Origin of the sequence: Psychromarinibacter sp. S121 (assembly GCF_049801035.1) — a bacterium.
Lineage (GTDB): Bacteria > Pseudomonadota > Alphaproteobacteria > Rhodobacterales > Rhodobacteraceae > Psychromarinibacter.
The window spans coordinates 1,130,935-1,153,897 of record NZ_JBNAGE010000001.1; the positions used below are offsets into that span (position 1 = coordinate 1,130,935).

The following is a 22,963-nucleotide window of genomic DNA, read 5'->3' on the forward strand; positions in this document are numbered from 1 at the left end:
GCCGTTCCTCAGCCTTCCTCTGCCGCGACGGTATCCCGCAAGGGCACCGACGCCACCCCGCCTGCGACCAGTTCTGCGCAGGCCGCGGGGTCCATTCCAAGTATCTCGCCCAGCACTTCGAGCGTATCCTCGCCCAGCAAAGGCGGGGCTCTGCCCACCGCCGGGGCCTTGCCGTCGAACCGAAGCGGGCCGCGCACCACGCGCATTTCGCCCGCCTCGGGGTGCGTTACGGTCTGCACCAGCCCGCGCGCCGCGACGTGCGGCTGTTCCAGCGCCTCGTCCACGTCAAGGATCGGGGCGTTCGGCACGTCATGCGCGTCAAGCCGTTCCAGCCAGTAGGCGGTCGTCTCCTGCCGCATCCGCGCGTCGATGATCGTCTCCAGCGCGTCGCGGTTCGCCAAACGTTCGTCATAGCGGGCAAAGCGCGGGTCTTCGGCCAGTTCAGGCAAGCCGAGACAGCGGGCGAAGCTTTTCCAGAACGTCTCGGTCAGGCAGGCGACGATGACGTGGCCGTCCGAGGTGGGGAAGGCGCCGTAGGGCACGATGCTGGGATGCTTGGTTCCCACCGGCTCGGGCTTCTTGCCGGAGACGAAGTAGATCTGCGCAAGGTAGCCCAGCATCGCCATCAGCGAATCCAGCATCGCCACGTCGACCTTCTGGCCCTTGCCGGTCTCGCCGCGCTGGTGCAACGCCGCCAGCACGCCGAACACCGCGAAGATGCTGCCCGCCATGTCGCCCAGCGGTAGGCCCAGTTTGTTGGGCGGCTGGCCGGGGGCGCGGTTCAGGCTCATTGCGCCGGACAGGGCCTGCGCCACGATGTCGAAGGCGGGCTTGTCGGTCAGCGGGCTTTCCGCGCCGAAGCCCGATATGCCGCAGTAGATCAGGCCGGGGTTGGCTTGCGACAGCACGTCATAGCCCAGCCCCAGCCGTTCCATCACGCCGGGGCGGAAGTTCTCGATCAGGATGTCGGCCTGTGCCGCCAGCGCCTTCGCCACCGCCACGCCGCGCGGGTCCTTCAGATCCAGCGCGATGCTTTTCTTGCCGCGGTTCAGGGCGATGAAATAGTGGCTGAGCGGCCCCTTGAACGGCGGAAAGCCCCGCGTCTCGTCGCCCTTGCCCAGCGGTTCGACCTTCACCACATCGGCGCCCATGTCAGCCAGCGTCAGCGTGGCGTAGGGCCCCGACAGGATGCGCGAGAAATCCAGCACCTTCACGCCCGCCAGCGGTCCGCCGCGATCCGTGGCTCCCCATGCGGTCATTCTTCCCTCCCTTGCGGCGTCCACCGCTTCATCACCGCCGATCCCGCCGCGACCGTGCGGCCCTCCACCTCGATCCGGCAGTCGAGGAACACAAGGCTTCGCGTCAGTTCGCGCAGGGTGGCGACCGCCTCCAGCAACGCGCCCGGCCGCGCGCTTCCAAGGAATCGCGTCTCCATCTGTACCGTCACCGCAGGCTGACGCTCGCAGGCCGCGTATGCAACCAGCGTCATTGCGTGATCGGCCAGCGACGTGACGGTTCCGCCGTGGATCAGGCCCAGTACGTTGGCGTGGCGGTCATCCGTTTTCAGGCCATAGCGCCATCCGTCGCCGTCCTTCCGGGACAGCAGGGGGCCGATGGTGTCCCACAGCCCGCCGATCTTCATCGGCTTCCATCCATCGGGGATCATGCGCCGCCTCCGGGAAGCAGCATGCCAGCCGCCTCGTCGCGGACCTTCATCATCGCGGTGGCCAGCCGGTCGGGGCCGATGGCGTCCACCCGCTCGGTGATGCCGATGGCGACCATGGAATGCACCATCCGCCCCGCACCGTCGAAGAACGGCACGGCGGTCACGGTCACGCCCGAGATATAGTCGCCCCGGTCCACCGCGTAGCCGCGCGCGCGGGTCTCGGCCGCTTCGGACTGCCAGCGGTCGTAGTCGGGCGCATGGTCCCACACCAGCCGGTCGAAGCGCGCGCGCAACTCGGCCGGGTCCATCGGGTTGAAGGCGGCGAAGCAGCGCCCGGTGCCCGAGATCATCGCGGGAAAGCGGCTGCCAAGATCGACCTGAAGGCGGAACGGCAACTGCACCTGGCTGAGGGCGACCACCACCATATGCGTCGGGTCGGTGAACTGGGTGGCGATGGTCGTCACGCCGAACTCGGTCGCCAGCGCATCCAGCCGGGGCTGGATCACCGCAACGAAGGCGTTCTTCTGAATGGCGCTGCGGGCGAGGGCGAGAATGCCCACGTCGACGGAATAGCGCTTGGTCCGCGAATCGAACGCGACCAGCCCCTCGTCGGTCAGGACGCGCAGGATGTGCAGCACCGTGGACGGCACCAGATCCAGCTCGCGCGCCAATGCCTGCACGCCCATCGGCTCGTCCGATTTTCCCAACGCACGAAGGATCGCGACCGCCCGCGTGACCGCGGGGACAGAGCGTTTCTTCGGGCCGTCCTGAGCCTCTTCCATCGGTGTGTCTCCTCCCGTCGCCTGTTCCATTTTGTTGTCTATATACAATGAAATAGGCGTATTGACAATAAAGGCGAGTCGCCGCAGCCTTGTCAATGCGCCGGATGACGAAAGCCATCCCGGTGCTGGAGGAGACTGGAGGAGACACCCCCGCGATGCCGAAGCTCACGGATTACACGTCCTATGCGGATGCCACTGCGCAGTATTCGAACGCCGCGCTGTGGGACCTGTTCGACGGAACCCGCGAGCGGTTGAACATCGCCCACGAATGCGTCGACCGGCACGTGAACGGCGGCAACGTGGCGGTGCGGGTGGCCCATGCCGACGGGCGCGACGAGATCGTGACCTTCGCCGAACTGTCCCGCCTGTCCTCGCAATTCGCCCATGACCTGAAGGGCAGGGGCGTTGTCCCCGGCGACCGGATCGCGGTGATGCTCGAGCCGTCGCTGCCGTTCTACGTCGCCATGTTCGGCGCGATGAAGGCGGGCGCGGTGGCGGTGCCGATGTTCACCCTGTTCGGCCCGGACGGCATCCGCCTGCGGGTGCAGGACTGCGGCCCGAAGATCGTCTTCACCAACGCCGAGAAAGAGGCCGATGCCCGCGCCGCCGGCGGGGCAGAGGTTATCGTGGCCGATGACGCCTTCCTTGCGACGCTCTCGGGCCATCCCGAAACCTTCAAGGTGGATACGGTGGGCGACGACCTTGCCGTGCTGCAATACACCTCGGGCACCACCCGTGCGCTGCCCGCCGCCGTCGAACATACGCACCGCTCGATCGTCACGCTGATGGTCGCGGCGCTTTACGCCACAGGCGTGCGCCCCGGAGACCGGTTCTTCTGTCCGTCCTCCCCGGCCTGGGGCCACGGCCTGTGGCACGGCACGCTGGCGCCGCTGGCGCTGGGCGTCTCGACCGGGACCTTCTCGGGCAAGTTCGATCCGGTGCGGCTTCTGAAGGCGTTGCAGGACTTCGAGATCACCAACCTCTCTGCCGCCGCCACGCATTACCGGATGATGCGCAACTCGGGCGCGGCCGAGGATTTCACCTATTCCATCCGCAAGCTCTCGTTCACCGGCGAGCCCATCGACAGCGAGACCGGCGTCTATGTCGAGCGCCTGTTCGGCACGCCGGTCTGTTCGATGTACGGCACTACCGAGATCGGCGTGATCCTCGCCAATTATCCCGGCGCCACGGATTTCGAGGTCCGCGAGGGCTCGCTTGGCAAGGCGGTGCCCGGTGTCGAGGTGCAGGTGCAGGACCCCGAGGGGAACGTCTGCGCGCCCGGCCAGATCGGCGAGTTGATGGTGCGGCGACGGGGCGAGTGGTTCCCGACCAAGGATCTCGGGAAGACCGACGAGGACGGCTATTTCTACCACGGCGGCCGGGCCGACGACGTGATCATCTCGGCAGGCTGGACCATCGGCGCGGTCGAGGTCGAGGACGCGATCCTGAAACATCCCGCGGTGGCCGAAGCCGCCGCCATCGGCGCGCCGGACCCGGTCCGGGGGCAGGTGGTCAAGGCGTACATCGTCCTGAAGGGCGACGAGACCGAGGGCCTTGCCGAAGAGATCCAGGAAACAGTGCGCCAGAACCTCGCACGGCACGAATACCCCCGGCAGATCGCCTTCGTCGACGACCTGCCGAAGACGCCTGCGGGCAAGGTGAACCGGAAGGCCCTGCGCGACGCGCAGGCGAAACAGACAGAAAGCACGGCCTGAGAGGCCGGCAGCGACACGACGGAGGAGACAAGATGAACCAGACCACGCACCGCGAGTTCCCGCGCATCACGCCGGAGGGGCTTGATGACCTGCGCCAGCGCATCGGCGTGAAGATCGAAAAGACGGTCGAGCCGTGGTGCTATGAGGCGACGCGCGACAACATCCGCCACTACGCCCACGGCATCGGCGACGACAACCCACTGTGGTGCGACCCCGAGTATGCCAGGGGCACCAAGTACGGCGACGTGATCGCGCTGCCGTCGTTCCTGTTCGCGACCAGCCGGATCATCTCGGGCTACGTGGGCGGGCTGTCCGGCGTCCACGCCATGTGGTCGGGGGCGGACTGGACGTGGCACAAGCCGATCCCGCGCAACACCGAGATCCGGACCGAGGCGCATCTGAAAGACCTGATCGAGCATGACACCCGTTTCGCGGGCCGCGCGGTCCAGCAGATCTATCACGTGGACTTCTACGATGCGGCCACCGGCGACATGCTGGCCGAGGCGGACAGCTGGTGTTTCCGCACCGAGCGCAACCACGCCAGCGAGAAGGGCACCAAGTACACCGACGTGAAAAGCCGCGAGCCGCGCGTCTACACGCAGGAAGAACTGGACAGCTACACCAAGTACTACGAGCAGGAAGAAATCCGCGGCGCCAAGACCCGTTACTGGGACGACGTGACCGAGGGCGAGGACCTGCCGACCATGGTGAAAGGCCCGATGACCGTCACCGGCTTCATCGCCTACGCGCAGGGCTGGGGCGGGCTTTATATCCGCGCCAACAAGCTGGCGTGGCAGCTTCAGCAGAAACATCCCGGCGCGGGCATCAAGAACCGCTTCGGCATCCCGGACTGCCCCGAGCGGGTTCACTGGGAAGAGGACTTCGCGCTGGAGGTCGGCGCGCCCGGTGCCTACGACTACGGCCCGGAACGCTGTTCGTGGCTCACGCATCAGCTGACCAACTGGATGGGCGACGACGGCTTCCTGCGGCAGGCCAAGTGCCAGGTGCGCCGCCACAACCCCGAGGGGGACATCGTCCTGATCAACGGGCAGGTGGTGCGGAAATACGAAGAGGACGGCAAGTACCTCGTCGAGATCCGCCAGCAGGCGGTGCAGCAGGACGAGGAGTTGTCGGCCATCGGCTCTGCCATCGTGGAGCTTCCGAAGAAGTAATCGCGGACAAACCGGGGGAGGACGGGGTGAACGCATTCGAGAAGGTACTGGAGACGGTCGAGGACATCCTGCACTGGGCAGGGTGCCTCGCGCTGGTGGCGGTGGCGGCGTTCATCAACGCCGACATCTTCATGCGGCTTCTGTTCTCGAACCCGGTCGAGATCCAGTTCGAGCTGACCGAAATCTACCTGATGCCCGCGCTTGCGGTGCTGCCCTTGGCGCGGGTGTACCGCAAGGGCGGGCACCTTGCGCTGGAGTTTCTCCCGCGCGAGGCGCTGGGCGCGGCGGGTCCGCTGGTCGAACGGGCGATCCTGTTGCTGTCGGCGACATTCTTCGCCGCCGTCACGTGGAAATCCGGAGAGTTCGCCCTACGCGCATTCCAGCGCGGGGACGTGGAATGGGGGGCGGTCGACTGGCCCCTGGGATGGGCCTATGCGGCCATCCCGCTTGGCTGCGGCGTGCTTGTCCTGCGGCTGCTCATCGACGTGATCCGGCCGGAGGAGACGCCGGATATCGAAGCACAGGCAATGGGAGGAGAATGACAATGAACATGAAGGCATTCGCGCTCGCCTCGGCGGCGCTCGTCGGCCTCGCGGGGACCGCGCCGGCCGAAACCCTCAGCATCGGCGACTGGCAGTCGACCACGCATATCGTGTCGGTCGAGGGCACGACGTGGTGGATGAAGAAAGTCGAGGAACTTACTGACGGCGCTGTCACTTTTGAGCATTTCCCGGCAGAGCAGGCGGCCAAGGCCAACGCGCTTCTGGACGCGGTCCGCAACGGCATTCTCGACGCCGCGCTGATCGGCCCAAGCTATCATTCCGAACTGATGCCGATGAACTCGGTCATCGGTCTGCCGGGGCTGTACGGCTCTGCCGTCGACGGCACCGAGACGCTGCAGGCGATGTTCGAGGAAGGCCCGCTGCGCGACGAGTTCACCGCCGAGGGCGTGGTGCCGATCTTCGCCTTCACGCTGCCGCCCTATCAGGTGCTGGCCAAGGAACGTCTCGGCGGGCCCGCCGACTGGGCTGGCATGGACCTGCGCACCAGCGGCTCGACGCAGGCGCTGACCGCGCGCTCGCTGGGGGCGGTGGGCATCTCTCTGCCGGGGCCCGAGATCTACACCGCCGTGGAACGGGGACGTCTGGACGGCATCCTGTTCCCGCTGGCGTCGGTGCCGGCCTACAAGCTGAACGAGGTGGTCAGCCACATTTCCACCAACGGCTCGTTCGGCGGCTACAGCTTCGTCGTGGTCGTGGGGCAGGACGTCTGGGACGGGCTGTCCGAGGACGTGCAGGCCGCGATGATCGAGGCCGGCAAGGAAGCTGCGATGAACGTCGCCAAGGCGCAGGACGACTCGATCGGCGCGCTTGTCGACGAGTGGAAGGCCGCGGGCGTCGACACCTATGCGCTGAGCGACGAGGAACTGGCCGAGGTCAACGCGGCGCTGGAAGAGGTCAGCGCCGACTGGCTGGAGCGGATCGGCGGCGGCTCGGACGCGGCGAAGGCCGTGCTCGACGGCTTCAAGTCGATGGAAATGAACTAAGCCGGATCCCAACCGGCCACGAACAAGGCGGCGCGGGGCAGTCCCGCGCCGCAGGTTTCAGCGGGCATACCTCATGACTTCCTTCGCCGTCGTCCTCTTGATCCTTGCGGTCCTCATGGTCCTGCGCACGCCCATCGCTTTCGCGATGGGGATCGCGGGCACCGTAGGGCTGGCCGTGCAGCTTGGGCCAAGGCCCGCGCTGGGCGTGCTGGAGCGGGCCTTCTACGACAACACCTCGTCCTTCGTCCTCGTCGCGATCCCGCTGTTCATCCTGATGGCAGAGATCCTGACCGCGGGCGACGTGACGCGCCGCGCCATCGTCGCGTGTCAGGCGTGGATCGGCCACCTGAAGGGCGGGCTGGCGATGGCGACCATCGGCGCCTCGGTTCTTCTGGCGGCACTGGTCGGCAGTTCCACCGCCTCGACGGCGGCGATGTCGTCCTCGGCCTTCCCCGAGATGCGCCGCCACGGCTATGACGACCGGCTGTCGGCGGCGGTGGTCTCGGTCGGCGGCACGCTGGCGGTGGTCGTGCCGCCGTCCATCGTGCTGGTGGTCTATGGTGTGCTGACCGAGACCTCGATCGGCAAGCTGTTCATCGCGGGGGTCATTCCCGGGATCCTGACCGCGCTGGGGCTGGCGACGGTGGTGAAGATCATCGCCCACCGCACCGACTATGCGCCGCAGGGCGATCCGTTCCGTCTGGGCCACGCGATGCGCGCCAGCCGCCACGTGCTGCCGATGATCCTGCTGATCGTCGCGGTCATCGGAGCGATCTACGGCGGCATCGCGTCTCCGTCAGAGGCCGCCGCGCTTGGCGTGTTCGGCGCGATCGTCGTGTGCCTTGCACAACGGACGTTGCGGGTGGCCAGCTTTGGCGGTTCGGTCGGCCGGGCGATCACAGCGACGGCGATGATCGTGACCATCGTGGCCTGCTCGGCGATCTTCTCGAACTACCTCGCCTTCACCCGTGTGACCCATTCGCTGCTGGAGATGGTCGCGAACTCGGAACTGCCCCGGGCCGCGATCCTTGCGATGATCGTGCTGACGCTTCTGGTGATGGGCATGTTCATGGACCAGCTTGCGATCCTGTCGCTGGCGATGCCGCTGGCTTTCCCGGCGGCGATGGAGCTGGGCTATGACCCGGTGTGGTTCGGCATCATCGTGACCAAGTCGGTCGAAATCGGGCTGCTGACGCCACCTTTGGGGCTGAACGCCTATGTCGCCGCGTCACAGACCAAGGTGCCGCTGAAGACGATCTTCTCGGGGCTCTTGCCGTTCATCGCGATGGAACTGTTCGTGCTGGTGGTCCTGATCCTGCTGCCGGACCTGTCGCTTTGGCTGCCCTCGCTGATGTAGCGGGGGCGGACCCCCTGACCGAAGTCCCGCCCCGCGCGCCTTAGACCATCTCCACCGCAACCGCCGTCGCCTCGCCGCCGCCGATGCACAGCGACGCGATCCCGCGCTTCAGCCCCTGCGCCTGAAGCGCATGCACCAGCGTCACGAGGATGCGCGCGCCCGAGCAGCCGATGGGATGCCCCAGCGCACAGGCGCCGCCGTTCACGTTCAGCCGGTCGCGCGGAATGTCCAACTCGCGCATCGCCGCCATGGCGACAACCGCGAAGGCCTCGTTGATCTCGTAAAGGTCCACGTCCTTCGACGTCCACCCCAGCCGGTCCTGCAGCTTTCGGATCGCATGAACCGGCGCGGTGGTGAACCAGCCCGGCGCCTGCGCGTGGCTGGCGTGGCCAAGGATGCGGGCCATCGGCGCCATGCCCTTCGCCTCGGCGATGTCGCGCCGCGCCAGCACCAGCGCCGCCGCGCCGTCCGAGATCGAGGACGAGGTCGCCGCCGTGACCGTGCCGCCCTCGCGGAAGGCGGGTTTCAGCTGCGGGATCTTCTCGGGCCGGGCGCGGCCGGGCTGTTCGTCGTCCGAGACGTCGCCCAGCACCACGATCTCGGACGCAAAGCCGCCACCCGCAATCGCCGCCTTGGCGCGGTCGAGGGACTCCAGCGTGTAGCCGTCCTGCGCCTCGCGGGTGAACTGGTAGTGCTCGGCGCAGTCCTCGGCGAAGGTGCCCATCGAGCGGCCCTTGTCATAGGCATCTTCCAGCCCGTCGAGGAACATGTGATCGGCCACGCGGCCGTGCCCCATCCGGTAGCCGCCGCGCGCCTTCTCCAGCAGGTAGGGGGCGTTCGACATGCTCTCCATGCCGCCCGCGACGACGATGCCCGCGCTGCCGGTCAGGATCGCGTCATGCCCCAGCATCACCGTCTTCATCCCCGAACCGCAGACCTTGTTCACGGTGGTGCAGGGCACCGCCTCGGGCAGCCCGGCGCCAAGCGCCGCCTGCCGCGCGGGGGCCTGTCCCAGCCCGGCAGGCAAAACGCAGCCCATCAGCGCCTCGTCCACGTCCTCGGCTGCTGCCCCGGCGCGGTCCAGTGCCGCCCGGATGGCGGCCGAGCCAAGCGCGGTCGCGGTCTGTTTCGACAAGGCGCCCTGAAACGCGCCCATCGGCGTGCGCGCGGCCCCGGCAATGACGATCTCGGTTGTCATAGTGTCCTCCCTTTGCGCCGAGACTGCCTGCCCCGGACGGGACAGGCAAAGGGTTTCGGCGCGGAAGGCGCGGGTCAGACGAGGAAATCGCTTTCCGTAACCCCGGTCGTGCCCGCAAGCAGGATGCGCATGTCGGTGCTGCCGTCACCGTCGGCATCGACCCAGACGGTGGTGTTGCCGCCGCCCTGCGTGGTGCGCAGCCCCGGACCGCCGGAATAACCGCCAAGGATACTGACCGACAGCGTGCCCGCGATGAGACCGGTGAAATCCAGCACATCCTCGCCCACGGTGAAGTCGAGGATGGTGTCCTCGGCCCCGGACGCGCTGTCCGACACGCGGCAGAAGACGAAATCGTCCTGCCCGCTGCCGCCGGTCATCTCGTCGATGCCAAGCCCGCCCTTCAGGGTGTCGTTGCCGTCGCCGCCGTCCATCGTGTCGTTGCCGATGCCGCCGAACAGCAGATCGTCGCCTTCGCCACCCTCCATGATGTCGGCACCGGCGCGGCCCGCCATCTCGTCATCGCCAGTCTGGCCATAGATCAGGTCGTTGCCGCGACCGCCGTCCATGGTGTCCGACCCGGCGCCGCCTTCCATCGTATCGCGCGAGCCGTCGCCGAACAGCATGTTGTCGCCGGAGTTGCCATAGACCCCGTTCTGCGAGCTGTTGCCGGTGCCCGCGAAGTCACCGCTGCCCAGCAGGCGCAGGTTCTCGATGAAGCCGCCAAGGGTAAAGTCCGTCTCGGCGCGAATCTCGTCGACCCCGCCGCCCGGGGCCTCGACGATCTCGGCGCTGCTGTCGTCGACATAGTAAAGATCGGCGCCGCCGCCGCCAAAGACCTGCCCGACGACGCTGCCGCCGCGCCCGTCGTACACGTCGGCGCCGTCGCCAAGCTCGACATCGCCGACGATCGTGCCCGCGTTGATCAGCGTGTCGTCGAACTCGTCCAGTGCGACGGCCAGACCGACACCCGCGATCAGCCCCGTATTCACGATGTCGACGACGCCGTTGGAGTTGTTGGCCTTGATCGCCGCGTCGGTCGCCCTTGTGCTGCGGATCTCGCCGCTGTTGTGGACCGAACCGGACGACACACTGAATTCGACGCCCGCGATGCCGGACACGAGGCCCGTATTGGTCACGCTGGCATTCACGGAACTGGTGAAGTAGATGCCCGCTTCGTAGAAGCCCAGCATCTTGCCGTGGTTTTCGACGATCCCGCTATTATAATCTTGAAGGTACGCGCCCCAGTTGCCAGAGACGTCACCGGCGTTCTGAAGCACGTTCCCCGATCCCTGCATCCAGATCGCAGAGTTGCCGGTGATATTCAAAGACCGCACTACGCCGTTCGACCCGATGTCGAGACGGTTGCTTCCATCGCCCAGGGCATCGTCGAACAGTTGGATCGCGTTGCTGTTCAAGGCGACGATGCTGCCGTCGACGCCGACTTCGTGCCCGTTCGCGACCGGGTCGGTCGCAAAGACCGCCGTTCCGGATTCGACAACCAGTTCCGCGTCGGACGAGACGTAAAGCCGTTCAGCGTCCAACAGATCCACAGCCACGCTGCTGTCTACCGTTATGATTCGAGTCATATCAATTTCTCCAAAGAATGCGGGCATTTGCGCCGGAAAATGGCGGGCCCGAGCGAGAGTTTAACATCTTTAGAAGGGTTTTATTACTTTAGCGCGATTATAGGCGGATTTATGCAAGCCAAAGATGTTGCAAGTGCAGCATCGCCCATCCACCGATCCGCCCGCAGCACAGACCCCAGCACCGCCCGCCGCGCGCAGCAACACCCACGGCGCCCGGGCCTGGCGCGGCAGGTGATGCAGCGAAAACCGACGCAGAACAGCCTGCAGCCACACCGCGATCAGCCCATCCCAAACGACGGAAGTCAGCGGCGAAAAGCCGCGTGATCAGAGCATGTTGGCTGGAAAAGTGGCAGCCCGTAGGGGAATCGAACCCCTCTTTCCAGGTTGAAAACCTGGCGTCCTAACCGATAGACGAACGGGCCATGCCGTGGCGTGGGGAGCTATCTAGTTGAGGTCCGCAGTCGCCGCAAGAGGATTTTTTCGCCTTTCGGCACCTTTTTCATTCTGCCCTTGCGGCATCCTCCAGACGCAGCTGAACCGTCTGTCTTCCTTGCCAATGATTGACCTCCAGACGTCCCGCAAGGTGGAAGCGGGCGCCGCCGTGGTCCTCGAGCGCGGGGCCCAGCGGGCCGTCGAACGCGCCGAAACAGATCGAGTCGATCTTCGCGCCCATCCCGTCGTTGAAGCTGAGCTTCAGGTGCGATTCTCCGACGCGCTTGCGAAAGCCGATGGCGACGTCCGGGAAGGCGAAACGCGGGGCAGGGGCGCCGGCTCCGAAGGGGCCCGCGGCCTCTAGCTGCTCGATCAGGTCGATGGTCGCCGCGCCGGGCATCAGGATGCCGTCGACATTCAGGTCGCGCGGACCGATGTCGGCGGCGCCCTGTTTCGCCAGCATTTCGCCCAGCCGCTCCATCGCCGCCTCGATCTTCGGCTCGGCGACGGTCAGGCCCGCCGCCATCTTGTGCCCGCCGCCCTTTTCCAGCAGCCCCTCGGCGGCCAGACGGTGGATCGACGCGCCAAGGTCGATGCCCGAGACCGAACGCCCCGAGCCCTTGCCGATGCCGCCCTCGGTGCCGATCACGATGGCGGGGCGGTTGGTGGCCTCTTTCAGGCGCGAGGCGACGATCCCCACCACGCCGGGGTGCCAGCCTTCGCCGGCGGCCCAGACCAGCGGCCCGTCCAGCCCGCGCTCGGCCGCCTGTTCCAGCGCCGCGTCGCGGACGCGGTTCTCGATCTCGCGCCGTTCGGTATTCAGCTGGTCCAGCCGCTCGGCCAGCGCCTGCGCCTCGTGCGGGTCGGCGGTGGACAGAAGCCGCGCGCCAAGGTCGGCCGCGCCGATCCGGCCGCCCGCGTTCACCCGTGGCCCCAGCAGGAAACCAAGGTGGTAGGGCGTCGGCGCGGTGTCCATCCGCGCCACGTCGCCAAGCGCCACCAGCCCCGGCCGCGCGCGCCGGGCCATCACCTTCAGCCCCTGCCGCACCAACGCCCGGTTGACCCCGATCAGCGGCGCCACGTCGGCCACGGTGGCCAGCGCCACGAGGTCGAGAAAGCTCATCAGGTCCGGCCCCTTCACGCTTTCGGCGCGCAGCAGGCGGTTCGCCTCGACCAGCATCAGGAAGACGACGGCGGCGGCGCAGAGGTGGCCGAACTCGCCGTCTTCGTCCTGCCGGTTCGGGTTCACCACCGCCAGCGCGGGCGGCAGCGTTTCCGCGCCAAGGTGGTGGTCCAGAACCACGACGTCCGCACCCGTCGCCGCCGCGATGGGCTCGTGGCTGAGGGTGCCGCAGTCGACGCAGACGATCAGGTCGTGATCGCGGGCCAGCGCCTCCATCGCGGGGACGTTGGGGCCGTAGCCCTCGTCGATGCGGTCGGGGATATACAGCGTCGCGGCCAGCCCCATCTCGCGCAGCCATGTCACCAGCAGCGCCGCCGAGGTGCCGCCGTCCACGTCGTAGTCGGCGAAGACCGCGATCCGCTCGCGGCGTTTCACCGCGGCAAGGAAGCGCGCGGCGGCCTTGTCCATGTCTTTCAGCTTCAGCGGATCGGGCAGCAGGTCGCGCAACGCGGGCGCAAGGTAGCCCGCCGCTTCCTCTGCCGGGACGCCCAGCCGCGCCAGCGTGCGGCAGACCGGCAGCGGCAGTCGCGAGCCCTGCGCCATCGCTTCGGCCAGCCGTTCGGCCTCGACCGACAGGCCGACCCAGCGGCGGCCGGTCAGCGATGCGGATACGTTCAGAAAATCACCCATGACAGGGATGTCGCAAGCCGCGCGCCGATTGGCAAGCCGGGGGCTTCCCCGACGCCCCGTTCCGGCGCACCATGCGAAGGGGGGAGGACGTTGCCATGTCAGAGATGACGATCCGCGAGGCGCGGGTGCGCCTGTTCCGCGTGCCGCCTGCCACGGCGCTGGAAGATGCGACCCACGTGGTCACCCATGTCGAGCTGATCACCGTGACCCTGCGGACCGACGCGCACGAGGCGACCGGGCTGTCCTATACCGCCGGGGTCGGCGGCTCGGCGGCGGCGGCGATGCTGCGCGACGATTGCCTGCCGCATCTGGTGGGGCGCGACGGCGGCGATGCGCAGGCGCTGTGGGCGGCGATGCGCGGGCATCTTTACCGCACCGGCTTTGGCGCGACGACGACGCTGGCGCTGGCGGCGATGGACACCGCGCTTTGGGAGTTGCGGGCGCAGGCCGAGGGGCTGCCGCTGTGGCGGCTGGCAGGGGCCGGGACGCCGGGCATCCGCGCCTATGCCTCGCTGATCGACCTGTCGCCGCCCGACTCTTTGGCAGAGCGGCTGACGCAATTGCGCGAGCAGGGCTACCGCTGGTTCAAGATCAAGGTCGGGCTGCCGGACATCGCGGACGACCTTGCCCGCCTGACCGCCGCGCGCGAGGCGATCGGGCCGGACGACCGCCTGTCCATCGACGCAAACATGGGGTTCGACCTTGAAGAAGCGGTGCGCCGGGCGAAGGCGTTCGACCGCTTCGGGCTGGAATGGCTGGAAGAACCGCTGCCCGCCGAGGACATTGCGGGCCACGCCGCCCTTCGCAAGCGCTGCGGCATCCCGGTGGCGGTGGGAGAATCGCTTTACACGCCCGAAGAGGTCGCCCGCTATCTCGAGGCGGGCGCGGTCGACATCGTGCAGGCCGACATCGCCCGGATCGGCGGCATCACCCCGTGGCGCGCGGTGGCAAGCATGGCAGAGGCGGCGGGCCGCCCGGTCGCGCCGCATTACATGGCGGAATGGGCGGTGCACCTGTTGCCAGCGGTGCCGAACGCGCTGGTGCTGGAAAACGTGCTGGGCGCGGGGCTGGCGGAACTGGGCATCGCCAACCCGCCGCTGCATGTCGAGAAAGGCCGCGCCCTGCCGCCCGAGGGCGCGGGGCACGGGTTGCGGTTCCGTCTTGACGGTAACCCGCACGAGGTGCCGCTGGGACCGCCGCTGTTCACGCCACAGCGAAGCCGGAAGTGACCTCCGCGGGCAGGCAGCCCAGCCCTGCCAGCGCGCGGCGCAGGGCGGTGTCGATACCGGTGTGCGGCTCTTCCCCGACAAAGGCGACCAGCGCGCTGTTGTCCAGCCGCACCGGCACCTGCCAGAGATAGCGCATCTCGCGCAACTCGCGGAACGTGGTCGAGACCGGTGCCAGCAGCGGCAGCAGCGCCCACGGCATCCCCCGGATCGGCGCGTTCGGCGCGCCTGCCACAACGCGCAACCGCTCTGCGATCTCGACGCCGCGCTCGAACCAGTGGCCGCCGAAATGGAACCGGGTAAAGCGGGGCAGGTCCGGACGCTCCAGCAGCCGCGCGACGGTCTCGGCGAAATCCGGCAGGTAGGCCCAGGCGTGGCCCACATCCCGCGCCCCGGGATAGAGCACCGAGCGCACCGGTTTGCCGGGCTTCACCAACGCGTTGGAAAACCACGAATTCTGCGCCAGATGCGGGCCGAAAAAGTCACCGCCGCGCAGGATCAGGACCGGCACACCCTCGGCCCATGCGGCGCGTTCCAGCCGCGCTTCCAGCGCCACGCGGATGCGGCCCTTCTTCGTGACCGGGTCCTGCCTGTCGTCCTCGCGCAGCAGCGGGAAGGCGTCCGGCCCGTAGTTGTAGACCGTCCCCGGCAGCACCAGCCGCGCGCCGTTCTCTTTCGCGGCGGCAATCGAGCTCTCGGCCATCGGCAGCACCCGCTCGGCCCAGTTCTTGTAACCGGGCGGGTTCACCCCGTGAAAGATCACGTCGCAGCCGGTGGCCGCCGCCATCACATCGGCGCGCAGCATCGCGTCGCCCCGGACCCAGTCCGCGCCGGGCAGCAGCGCCTTCACCCGCTCCGGATCGCGGTGCATCGCGCGGATCCTGTAGCCCCGCGCCGCCAGCGCCCGCGCCGTCTCGAACCCCACGCCGCCGGTCGCGCCAAGGATCAGGGCTGTTTTCGTCGTCGTTTCCATCATCGCCTCCATCAGGTTGATGCGAGCGAGGATGCGGCCTGGTAGACCTCAAGAAAATTGCGATAATCCGTGGCTCTGCTATACGGAAATTTATGAACCAGACACCCGCATGGGATCACTACCGCTCGTTTCTCGCCGTGGTCGAACACGGCAGCCTTTCCGGTGCGGCGCGCGCGCTGGGGCTGACCCAGCCGACGCTGGCGCGGCACGTGGAACAGCTGGAGGCGGCGCTTGGCGCGCGTCTGTTCACCCGCTCGCCGCAGGGGCTGGACCCTACCGATCCGGCGCAGCGGCTGGTGCCGCATGCAAAGACGATGGCGGCGGCGGCTGCTGCGGCGTCACGGGCGGTGGACGGCGATGCCGCGACGCTGACCGGCACGGTGCGGATCGCTGCCAGCGACGTGGTGGGGGCGCTGGTGCTGCCGGGGATGCTGCGCGACCTGCGGGCGGTGCAGCCCGGCCTGAGTTTTGAACTGGCCCTGTCGAACGAGGCAAGCGACCTTTTGCGGCGCGAGGCCGATATCGCGATCCGCATGATGCGTCCCGAACAGTCGGCGCTGGTGGCGAAACGGGTGGGCGAAGTCATGCTGGGCGCCTTCGCGCATCCCGACTACCTCGCGCGGCACGGCACGCCGGACCTGCCGGACGACCTTGCCGGGCACGACCTGATCGGCGTCGACCGGGATCTTTCCGCGCTGAGGGGCCTCGACGTCACCGGCTTCCCGCTCGACCGCGCCAGCTTTGCCTACCGGCTCGACAACCAGATCGCCCATATCGAGGCGATCAGGCAGGGGCTGGGCATCGGCATCTGCCAGGTGGGCCTTGCCGCCCGCGCGCCGCGGCTGACCCGCCTGTTCGCCGACCGGGTGGCGATCCCGTTGGAAACCTGGGTCACGATGCACGAGGACCTGCGCGGCGACGCGCGGATGCGCGTCACCTTCGATCATCTGTGCCGGGAAATGGCCGCCTACTGCCGGATCGCCTGACCGCGCTTCTTTGGTCCTCAAATATCCCGGGGGAGGCCCGAAGGGGCGGGGGGCGGAGCCCCCTTATCCCTTAAATGCGCCCCTTTGGGGCGACGGCAGAGTCCCCTTATCCCTACAATGCGCCCCTCTGGGCCGGGGGCAGAGCCCCCCTCAGCGCCCCGTCGCGGGACGCGAGACCGGGTTGCGGTAGCGCATGCGGCGCACCGAGCCTGTCTTCGACCGCATCAGCAGCGTTTCGGCTTCAAGGAAGTCCGGCTCGCGCTTCAGCCCCTGCAGGATCGAGCCGTCGGTGACGCCGGTGGCGGCGAAGATGACGTCCTGCGTGACCATGTCGTCGCGGGTGTAGATCCGGTCCAGATCCTCGATCCCGGCCTTCGCGGCGCGGCCCTTCTCGTCGTCATTGCGGAACAGCAGCTGGCCCCACATCTGGCCGCCCATGCATTTCAGCGCCGAGGCCGCCAGCACGCCCTCGGGCGCGCCGCCCGAGCCCATGTACATGTCGATCCCGGTGATATGCGCCTCGGCACAGTGGATCACGCCGGCCACGTCGCCGTCGGTGATCAGCCGGATCGCGGCGCCGGTGGACCGCAGTTCCGAGATCATGTCCTCGTGGCGCGGGCGTTCCAGCACACAGACGGTGATGTCCGACTGGTCGCAGCCGCGCGCCTTGGCCAGCGCCTTCACGCGTTCGGCGGGCGACATCTCCAGGCTGACGACGTCTTCCGGATAGCCGGGTCCGACCGCCAGTTTCTCCATGTACACGTCAGGCGCGTGCAGCAGGGTGCCGCGCGGGGCCATGGCGATCACGGTCAGCGCGTTGGGCATGTCCTTGGCGGTCAGCGTGGTGCCTTCCAGCGGGTCCAGCGCGATGTCCACCTCGGGCCCGTTGCCGGAACCGACTTCCTCGCCGATGTAGAGCATCGGCGCCTCGTCGCGTTCGCCTTCGCCGATCACCACGACGCCCTTGATATCCAGCAGGTTCAGCTGATCGCGCATCGCGTTCACCGCCGCCTGGTCGGCGGCCTTCTCGTCACCGCGGCCGATCAGCTTGGCCGAGGCCATGGCGGCGGCCTCGGACACGCGGGCGAGGCCCAGCGAAAGCATGCGGTCGTGGAAGACGATGTCGTTGTTCTTGTTGGGCATGGGAAACCTGCGTTATTTCAACTTGTTCAGATGCATTCGTAGCAGCAATGCATGACAGGACAAGGCGCAGGGGCGCCAGTTTCGTCGCTAACATTGGCAACAATCCCTGTTTGGACCGTGCAAGATGCCGCAGGGGCACGCCCGGCGGCGGTGCCGGGCGGGGCTCTGCCCCCGCCGCGCTTTGCGCGGCTCCCCCGAGGTATTTGCGAAGAGAAGAAGCAGCGGCCCCGGATGCCGGACCGATGCTGGACCGGTGCTTGACCAGTGCTGGACCGGTGTGGCGCGCGGGCTATTGTCGCTGGCGAAGCGGAGGGCGTCCCGGATGCAGCGAGCGGTCGATTTCGTGTCGCGTCACCTTGTGGCGGTCTCCTGCGCAATGTTCGCGGCGGGCGCGGGCGAGCGTGTGGTCGCGATGCTGCGCGACGGCGCGCCGGACACGTGGCGCGCGTTCTACCTGACCCACTACGCGGTGAACTACATCGACCACGGCTTCGCCAAACGGGCGGTGGTGGGGACGCTGCTGCGCCCGCTTGTCGGGGCTTTGCCGGTTGCCGGGCTGGTGGCGGTGATGGTCCTGCTGGCGGCGGCGGCCTTGGTCGCGCTGGTGTTGCTGCTGGACCGGGCCCTGCCGCATTGCGGGACGCCGGGGGGGCTGGCGAACCGGCTGCGCTGCGCCTTCGCGGTCGGCCCCCTCGGGGCGGTGCAGTTCGGCATGGAGGCGGGGCGCTTCGATCCGTTCCTCTACCTGTTGCTGGCGTTGGCGCTGTGGGCCGTCGCGCGGGGGCGCGCATGGGTTTCAGGCGCGGTTTGCGCCTTCGCGATCCTGCTGCACGAGGGGTTTGCCGTTTTCGGGGTGCCGCTGGTGTTGGCGGGCGGCTGGGCGCTGGGGCAGCGGGGGCGGCTGGTTCCGCCCTTGGTTCTGTCGGGTCTCGCGGCAGGGGCGGTGGCGCTGTTCGGGAACTCGGAGGCGGCAGAGCACATGGCGGCGGGGATCGCTGGCCACGTGTGGGGCAGGGGGTTGCTGGACCCGAACCTTGGGCTGGCGGCGTGGCAGTACGGGGTGCTGGCGCTGTACTGGGCGGCGCTTGGCGCGGTGCTGGCGGTCTTCTACCGGGGGCGGCGGCTTGACCTGCTGGCGCTGGCGGCGCTGTGTCCGCTGGCGCTGAACGTGGTGGGCTGGGATGTAAGCCGCTGGGTTGCGCTGGCCTTCGCGGGGCTGCTGGTCAACCTTGGCTTCCAGCGGCTGGCGCTGGGGCGGGACTTGCCCGAACGCGGTGCGACGGCCGCGTTGCTTCTGTGCGTGCCCGCCGGCCCCATCGGGACCGGCGCGCCGTTTCCGTGGTGGTTCTAGACCTCTTCGATACGGATCGCGATCGGTTCGCCTTCGACCACGCCGGTCTTGCCCATGCCCGCAAGCGCCGCATCCAGGGCCGCACGGGGGCATTTGTGGGTGACGAACAGCACCGGCGCGGTGCCTTCGGCGTGGCTGTACTGACGCATCCGGTTGATCGAGACGCCGGCCTCGCCCAGCACCGCCGCGACGCGGGCCAGCGCGCCGGGTTTGTCCTGCAACTGCATGCGCAGGTAGAAGGCCGCAGGGGCCGCCGCCTTTGCGGGCACCGGCTTGACCAGCGAACTGGCGGGCTGACCGAAGGTCGAGACCCGGATGCCGCGCGCGATGTCTAGAATGTCGGACAGCACCGCGCTGGCGGTCGGGCCTTCGCCCGCCCCGGCGCCGCGCATCACGATCTGACCCACCGCGTCGCCTTCCAGCACCACCATGTTGGTGCCGCCTTCCAGTTGCCCCAGCGGGCTGTCGGCGGGGACGAGGCAGGGCGACATGCGCTGTTCCAGACCGCGGCCGGTCATCTGGGTGACGCCCAGAAGCTTGATGCGATAGCCCATGTCGCGCGCCTGTTCGATGTCGGCGAACTCGATCCGCTGGATGCCTTCCAACTCGACCGCCGCGAAATCGACCTGTGTGCCGAAGGCGATGGAGGACAGCAGCGACAGCTTGTGCCCGGCGTCGATGCCGCCCACGTCCAGCGTCGGATCTGCCTCGAGATAGCCAAGCGCGTTGGCTTCCTCGAACACCTCGTCATAGGGCAGGCCCGCGCTTTCCATCCGCGTCAGGATGTAGTTGCATGTGCCGTTCATCACGCCCATGACGCGCTGCACCTCGTTGCCGGCAAGCCCTTCGGTCAGCGCCTTGACCACCGGGATGCCGCCCGCGACGGCGGCCTCGAACCGCAGGGCGACGCCCGCGTCCTCGGCGGCGGTGGCCAGCGCCTGACCGTGCAGGGCCAGCATCGCCTTGTTGGCGGTGACCACGTCCTTGCCGGTGGCGATGGCGGTCTCGGTCGCGACCTTGGCCGGGCCGTCCGAGCCGCCCATCAGTTCGACAAACAGGTCGATGTCGTCGCGGCGGGCCAGCGCGACGGGATCGTCTTCCCACGCGTAGTCCTTCAGCCGGACGCCGCGGTCCTTGTCGCGGTTGCGGGCAGAAACGGCGACGACCTCGATCTCGCGGCCGGTGCGGGCGGTCAGCAGCGCCGCGCGGCGCTGGATGATCTTGATGACGCCGGCGCCGACGGTGCCGAGTCCCGCGATGCCGAGGCGAAGGGGGCCTGTGCCGTGCGAGGTGGTCATGGTGCCGGTCTCCCGTGTCCGTTGTGCAGTTAGACGGCACCGATAGCCTTATTGCGGATAGGGTGCAACGGGACGCCGCGGCGCGGCGAGCGTTACCGTACGGACTCGATCGGTCCCTCGGCCGAGCCGGTGATGAACTGCCGCAGGTACGGGTCGTCGGCGCTGTCCATTCCAGAGACCGGGCCGGTCCAGTGGATCGTGCCGCCGTGCAGCATCGCGACCTTGTCGGCGATGGCGCGGACGCTGGTCATGTCGTGGGTGATGGTCATCGCCGTCGCGCCCATCTCGACCACGATCTCGCGGATCAGCTCGTTGATGACGCCGGACATGATCGGGTCGAGCCCGGTGGTCGGCTCGTCGAAGAAGATGATCTCGGGTTCGGCGGCGATGGCGCGGGCAAGGCCCACGCGTTTCTGCATGCCGCCCGAGAGTTCCGCCGGGAACTGGTCGGCCACGTCCGGGGTCAGGCCGACGCGGCGCAGTTTCTCGATGGCGATCTCGCGCGCCTCGTCCTTGGGGCGTTTCAGCGAGCCGCGCATCAGGCGGAAGGCGACGTTTTCCCACACGGTCATGGAATCGAACAGCGCGCCGCCCTGGAACAGCATGCCGAAGCGGGCGAGAAAGGCGTCGCGCTCGCGGCTGGAGCGGGCCTTGGTGACATCCTCGCCGTCCAGCAGGATCTGGCCGCTGTCCGGGGTGACCAGACCGAGGATGCACTTCAGCGCCACCGACTTGCCGGTGCCCGAGCCGCCGATGATCACCATCGACTCGCCCCGGTCGATCGTAAGGTTGACCCCCCGAAGGACCTGCTTTGGCCCGAAGGCCTTGTGGACGTCGCGAAGCTCGATCATTCGGTGAAGAACAGCCCTGTCAGCAGGAAGTTGGAGGCGAGGATCAGCACCGAGGCGGACACGACGGCGTCGGTGGTGGCGCGGCCGACGCCCTGCGCGCCTCGGCCCGACCGCATGCCGTGATAGCAGCCCATGGTGGCGACGATGAAGCCGAACACGGCGGCCTTCACGAGGCCCGAGATCACGTCATCGGCCTGCAGGAAGTTCACCGTGGTCTGCACGTAGGTGGCGCCGTTGAAATCCAGCCGCGTCACCGCGACGAGGTAGCCGCCCATGATGCCGATGGTGTTGCCCACGGCGGCAAGGAACGGCAGCGCGATGGTCGCGGCCAGCACGCGCGGAACGGTGAGGTATTTCATCGGGTTGGTCGACAGGGTGACCAAAGCGTCGATCTGCTCGGTCACTTTCATCGTGCCGATCTCGGCGGCGATGGCGGCCGAGACGCGGCCCGCGACCATCAGGCCGCCCAGCACCGGGCCGAGTTCCCGCACCATGCCAAGCGCCACGATCTGCGGCACCACGGCCTCGGCGTTGAAACGCGCGCCGCCGGCGTAGATCTGCAGCGCCAGCGCGCCCCCGGTGAACAGGGTGGTCAGGCCGACGACGGGCAGGCTGAAATAGCCGATGAACATCAGCTGCGACAGGAATTCGCGCCAGTAGAACGGCGGGCGGACGAGGTGCGACAGCGTGTTGCCCACGAAGATCGCCAGCCGTCCCAGCGCGGCGACAAGCGCCAGCGTGGACCGGCCGACGGCCGCGACGGGCGACAGGACGCTCACGCGGTCACGCTGGTATAGCGGCGGACGTAACGCGGGCCGAGCGCGGTCAGGATCTCATAGCCGATGGTTCCGGCGGCGTCGGCGATGTCGTCGATCCGCTGCATGGTGCTGAGCAGGTCCAGCGCCTGCGGGTCGCCGTCAAGGTCGGTCACGTCCACGGTGATCAGGTCCATCGACACGCGGCCCACGACCGGGCAGGGGGCGGCGCCGTGATACATCGCGACGCCCTTGCCGCTGAGCGCCCGGTGAATGCCGTCGGCATAGCCCGCCGAGACGGTGGCGATGCGGCTGGGCCGTTCCGCGATCCAGCTGTTGCCATAGCCCACCGGCTCGCCCGCCTCGACCTCGCGCACCTGGATCACCGGCAGCGACAGGCGGACGACCGTGGCGGCGTGCTCGAACGGCATGCCGCCGTAAAGGCCGATGCCGGGCCGCACCATGTCGAAATGGTAGTCGCTACCCAGAAGCGTGCCGCCGGTGGCCGAGATCGACCGGGGCACGCCAAGGCCGCGGGTCATCTCGTGGAAATTCTCAAGCTGGACGCGGTTCATCTCGTGGTCCGGCTCGTCGGCGCAGGCAAGGTGGCTCATGACCAGCTGCGGGCCCTGACGCATCGTGATGTCGCGCACCGCCGCCCATTCGGCGGGCTCCATGCCCAGCCGGTTCATGCCGCTGTCCAGCTGGACGCCGAAGGGCGCGCCCGGCAGCGCCTCGAAATGGCGCGTCATCTGCTCGATCGAGTTCAGCATCGGCACCAGCCCGAGGTCGGCGATGATGTCGGTGTCGCCCGCCATGTGGCCGCCGTAGACGAAGATCCGCGCCGCGGGGCCCAGCGCCTCGCGCACCGCCGCGCCTTCCTCGGCGACGGCGACGAAGAAGGTGCGCGCCCCGGCAGAGGCCAGCGCCCGCGCGACGGGGGCCACGCCCAGCCCGTAGGCATCGGCCTTCACTGTGGCTGCGGTTTCCACCGTCGAGGGGCTGAGCGCGTCCAGCGCGCGCCAGTTCTCGGTGATGGCGTTCAGGTCGATGGTCAGGCGTCCGGTGCTCATGCCCCGCCTTTTGCCGAGGCGCGCGCGCCTGCGCAAGGGC

At 68.2% G+C, this 22,963-nt stretch carries 20 protein-coding genes and 1 tRNA gene; 8 read left to right on the top strand and 13 right to left on the bottom strand.

The genetic code is table 11. From position 1 onward, the window contains the following. Positions 1-8: 8 nt before the first annotated feature. From ACP156_RS05435 to ACP156_RS05445, 3 genes are read right to left on the bottom strand one after another with little or no spacing between them, the layout of a single operon-like run. Entirely contained in the window at positions 9-1,259 is a 1,251-nt protein-coding gene (locus tag ACP156_RS05435) for a CaiB/BaiF CoA transferase family protein (protein WP_425050288.1), read from the bottom strand. After that, positions 1,256-1,666, bottom strand: coding sequence for a PaaI family thioesterase (locus ACP156_RS05440; protein ID WP_425050289.1), 411 nt, complete (start codon positions 1,664-1,666; stop codon positions 1,256-1,258). Before ACP156_RS05440 ends, ACP156_RS05435 begins: the two co-directional genes overlap by 4 nt. Next, on the bottom strand, positions 1,663-2,478 hold the full coding sequence (locus ACP156_RS05445; protein ID WP_425050290.1) for an IclR family transcriptional regulator: 816 nt from the start codon (positions 2,476-2,478) through the stop codon (positions 1,663-1,665). The genes ACP156_RS05440 and ACP156_RS05445 overlap by 4 nt, the downstream gene beginning before the upstream one ends. Before the next feature lie 74 nt (positions 2,479-2,552). Here ACP156_RS05445 and ACP156_RS05450 point away from each other — a divergent pair, with 74 nt between their 5' ends. The 5 genes from ACP156_RS05450 to ACP156_RS05470 all read left to right on the top strand — a co-directional run bounded on the left by ACP156_RS05450 (position 2,553) and on the right by ACP156_RS05470 (position 8,238). Further along, entirely contained in the window at positions 2,553-4,163 is a 1,611-nt protein-coding gene (locus tag ACP156_RS05450) for an acyl-CoA synthetase (protein WP_425050291.1), read from the top strand. A 32-nt stretch (positions 4,164-4,195) separates the two neighbouring features. Continuing rightward, complete coding sequence (locus ACP156_RS05455) at positions 4,196-5,335, top strand: FAS1-like dehydratase domain-containing protein (RefSeq protein ID WP_425050292.1); 1,140 nt, start codon at positions 4,196-4,198, stop codon at positions 5,333-5,335. Between the two features lie 26 nt (positions 5,336-5,361). Further along, a complete protein-coding gene (locus ACP156_RS05460) occupies positions 5,362-5,877 on the top strand; it encodes a TRAP transporter small permease (protein ID WP_425050293.1) in 516 nt (171 codons plus the stop codon). A 2-nt stretch (positions 5,878-5,879) separates the two neighbouring features. Then, positions 5,880-6,881, top strand: coding sequence for a TRAP transporter substrate-binding protein DctP (dctP, locus tag ACP156_RS05465; protein ID WP_425050294.1), 1,002 nt, complete (start codon positions 5,880-5,882; stop codon positions 6,879-6,881). A 73-nt stretch (positions 6,882-6,954) separates the two neighbouring features. Continuing rightward, positions 6,955-8,238, top strand: coding sequence for a TRAP transporter large permease (locus ACP156_RS05470; protein WP_425050295.1), 1,284 nt, complete (start codon positions 6,955-6,957; stop codon positions 8,236-8,238). 40 nt (positions 8,239-8,278) lie between these two features. Here ACP156_RS05470 and ACP156_RS05475 read toward each other — a convergent pair whose 3' ends face one another. The 4 genes from ACP156_RS05475 to recJ form a co-directional block, all read right to left on the bottom strand. Further along, positions 8,279-9,436: an acetyl-CoA C-acyltransferase gene (locus ACP156_RS05475; protein WP_425050296.1), complete on the bottom strand. Its 1,158-nt coding sequence runs from the start codon at positions 9,434-9,436 to the stop codon at positions 8,279-8,281. A 74-nt stretch (positions 9,437-9,510) separates the two neighbouring features. After that, entirely contained in the window at positions 9,511-11,022 is a 1,512-nt protein-coding gene (locus tag ACP156_RS05480) for a calcium-binding protein (protein WP_425050297.1), read from the bottom strand. A gap of 347 nt (positions 11,023-11,369) precedes the next feature. Next, positions 11,370-11,444, bottom strand: a tRNA-Glu gene (locus tag ACP156_RS05485). A 77-nt stretch (positions 11,445-11,521) separates the two neighbouring features. Continuing rightward, positions 11,522-13,267, bottom strand: coding sequence for a single-stranded-DNA-specific exonuclease RecJ (gene recJ / locus ACP156_RS05490; protein ID WP_425050298.1), 1,746 nt, complete (start codon positions 13,265-13,267; stop codon positions 11,522-11,524). Between the two features lie 95 nt (positions 13,268-13,362). Here recJ and ACP156_RS05495 point away from each other — a divergent pair, with 95 nt between their 5' ends. Continuing rightward, positions 13,363-14,496 carry a mandelate racemase/muconate lactonizing enzyme family protein gene (locus ACP156_RS05495; RefSeq protein WP_425050299.1) on the top strand — a complete coding sequence of 378 codons (1,134 nt, stop codon included), beginning with the start codon at positions 13,363-13,365 and terminating at the stop codon, positions 14,494-14,496. Here ACP156_RS05495 and ACP156_RS05500 read toward each other — a convergent pair. Beyond that, positions 14,471-15,466, bottom strand: coding sequence for an NAD-dependent epimerase/dehydratase family protein (locus tag ACP156_RS05500; RefSeq protein WP_425050300.1), 996 nt, complete (start codon positions 15,464-15,466; stop codon positions 14,471-14,473). The genes ACP156_RS05495 and ACP156_RS05500 overlap by 26 nt on opposite strands. A 92-nt stretch (positions 15,467-15,558) precedes the next feature. On the opposite strand from ACP156_RS05500, the gene ACP156_RS05505 reads away from it, so the two are divergent. Continuing rightward, entirely contained in the window at positions 15,559-16,452 is an 894-nt protein-coding gene (locus ACP156_RS05505; protein WP_425050301.1) for a LysR family transcriptional regulator, read from the top strand. 150 nt (positions 16,453-16,602) lie between these two features. On the opposite strand, the gene glpX is transcribed toward ACP156_RS05505, so the two are convergent. Continuing rightward, positions 16,603-17,595, bottom strand: a complete 993-nt coding sequence (gene glpX, locus ACP156_RS05510) for a class II fructose-bisphosphatase (RefSeq protein WP_425050302.1) — start codon at positions 17,593-17,595, stop codon at positions 16,603-16,605. A 322-nt stretch (positions 17,596-17,917) separates the two neighbouring features. Between glpX and ACP156_RS05515 the strand changes: the two genes are divergently transcribed. Next, on the top strand, positions 17,918-18,946 hold the full coding sequence (locus tag ACP156_RS05515) for a hypothetical protein (protein ID WP_425050303.1): 1,029 nt from the start codon (positions 17,918-17,920) through the stop codon (positions 18,944-18,946). Here the strand turns inward: ACP156_RS05515 and ACP156_RS05520 are convergent. The 4 genes from ACP156_RS05520 to alr form a co-directional block, all read right to left on the bottom strand. Next, positions 18,943-20,244, bottom strand: coding sequence for a homoserine dehydrogenase (locus tag ACP156_RS05520; RefSeq protein ID WP_425050304.1), 1,302 nt, complete (start codon positions 20,242-20,244; stop codon positions 18,943-18,945). The two genes, ACP156_RS05515 and ACP156_RS05520, sit on opposite strands and share 4 nt — an antisense overlap. 92 nt (positions 20,245-20,336) lie before the next feature. After that, positions 20,337-21,095: an ABC transporter ATP-binding protein gene (locus tag ACP156_RS05525; RefSeq protein ID WP_425050305.1), complete on the bottom strand. Its 759-nt coding sequence runs from the start codon at positions 21,093-21,095 to the stop codon at positions 20,337-20,339. Then, positions 21,092-21,874, bottom strand: a complete 783-nt coding sequence (locus ACP156_RS05530) for an MlaE family ABC transporter permease (RefSeq protein WP_425050306.1) — start codon at positions 21,872-21,874, stop codon at positions 21,092-21,094. The genes ACP156_RS05525 and ACP156_RS05530 overlap by 4 nt, the downstream gene beginning before the upstream one ends. Beyond that, positions 21,871-22,923, bottom strand: a complete 1,053-nt coding sequence (alr, locus tag ACP156_RS05535) for an alanine racemase (protein ID WP_425050307.1) — start codon at positions 22,921-22,923, stop codon at positions 21,871-21,873. The genes ACP156_RS05530 and alr overlap by 4 nt, the downstream gene beginning before the upstream one ends. Positions 22,924-22,963: the final 40 nt, after the last annotated feature.

Coding starts and splice junctions, on each gene's coding strand:
- ACP156_RS05435 (WP_425050288.1), bottom strand. CDS start 1,259: ATGACCGCATGGGGAGCCACGGATCGCGGCGGACCGCTGGCGGGCGTG.
- ACP156_RS05440 (WP_425050289.1), bottom strand. CDS start 1,666: ATGATCCCCGATGGATGGAAGCCGATGAAGATCGGCGGGCTGTGGGAC.
- ACP156_RS05445 (WP_425050290.1), bottom strand. CDS start 2,478: ATGGAACAGGCGACGGGAGGAGACACACCGATGGAAGAGGCTCAGGAC.
- ACP156_RS05450 (WP_425050291.1), top strand. CDS start 2,553: ATGACGAAAGCCATCCCGGTGCTGGAGGAGACTGGAGGAGACACCCCC.
- ACP156_RS05455 (WP_425050292.1), top strand. CDS start 4,196: ATGAACCAGACCACGCACCGCGAGTTCCCGCGCATCACGCCGGAGGGG.
- dctP (WP_425050294.1), top strand. CDS start 5,880: ATGAACATGAAGGCATTCGCGCTCGCCTCGGCGGCGCTCGTCGGCCTC.
- ACP156_RS05470 (WP_425050295.1), top strand. CDS start 6,955: ATGACTTCCTTCGCCGTCGTCCTCTTGATCCTTGCGGTCCTCATGGTC.
- ACP156_RS05475 (WP_425050296.1), bottom strand. CDS start 9,436: ATGACAACCGAGATCGTCATTGCCGGGGCCGCGCGCACGCCGATGGGC.
- ACP156_RS05480 (WP_425050297.1), bottom strand. CDS start 11,022: ATGACTCGAATCATAACGGTAGACAGCAGCGTGGCTGTGGATCTGTTG.
- recJ (WP_425050298.1), bottom strand. CDS start 13,267: ATGGGTGATTTTCTGAACGTATCCGCATCGCTGACCGGCCGCCGCTGG.
- ACP156_RS05495 (WP_425050299.1), top strand. CDS start 13,363: ATGTCAGAGATGACGATCCGCGAGGCGCGGGTGCGCCTGTTCCGCGTG.
- ACP156_RS05500 (WP_425050300.1), bottom strand. CDS start 15,466: ATGGAAACGACGACGAAAACAGCCCTGATCCTTGGCGCGACCGGCGGC.
- ACP156_RS05505 (WP_425050301.1), top strand. CDS start 15,559: ATGAACCAGACACCCGCATGGGATCACTACCGCTCGTTTCTCGCCGTG.
- glpX (WP_425050302.1), bottom strand. CDS start 17,595: ATGCCCAACAAGAACAACGACATCGTCTTCCACGACCGCATGCTTTCG.
- ACP156_RS05515 (WP_425050303.1), top strand. CDS start 17,918: ATGCAGCGAGCGGTCGATTTCGTGTCGCGTCACCTTGTGGCGGTCTCC.
- ACP156_RS05520 (WP_425050304.1), bottom strand. CDS start 20,244: ATGACCACCTCGCACGGCACAGGCCCCCTTCGCCTCGGCATCGCGGGA.
- ACP156_RS05525 (WP_425050305.1), bottom strand. CDS start 21,095: ATGATCGAGCTTCGCGACGTCCACAAGGCCTTCGGGCCAAAGCAGGTC.
- alr (WP_425050307.1), bottom strand. CDS start 22,923: ATGAGCACCGGACGCCTGACCATCGACCTGAACGCCATCACCGAGAAC.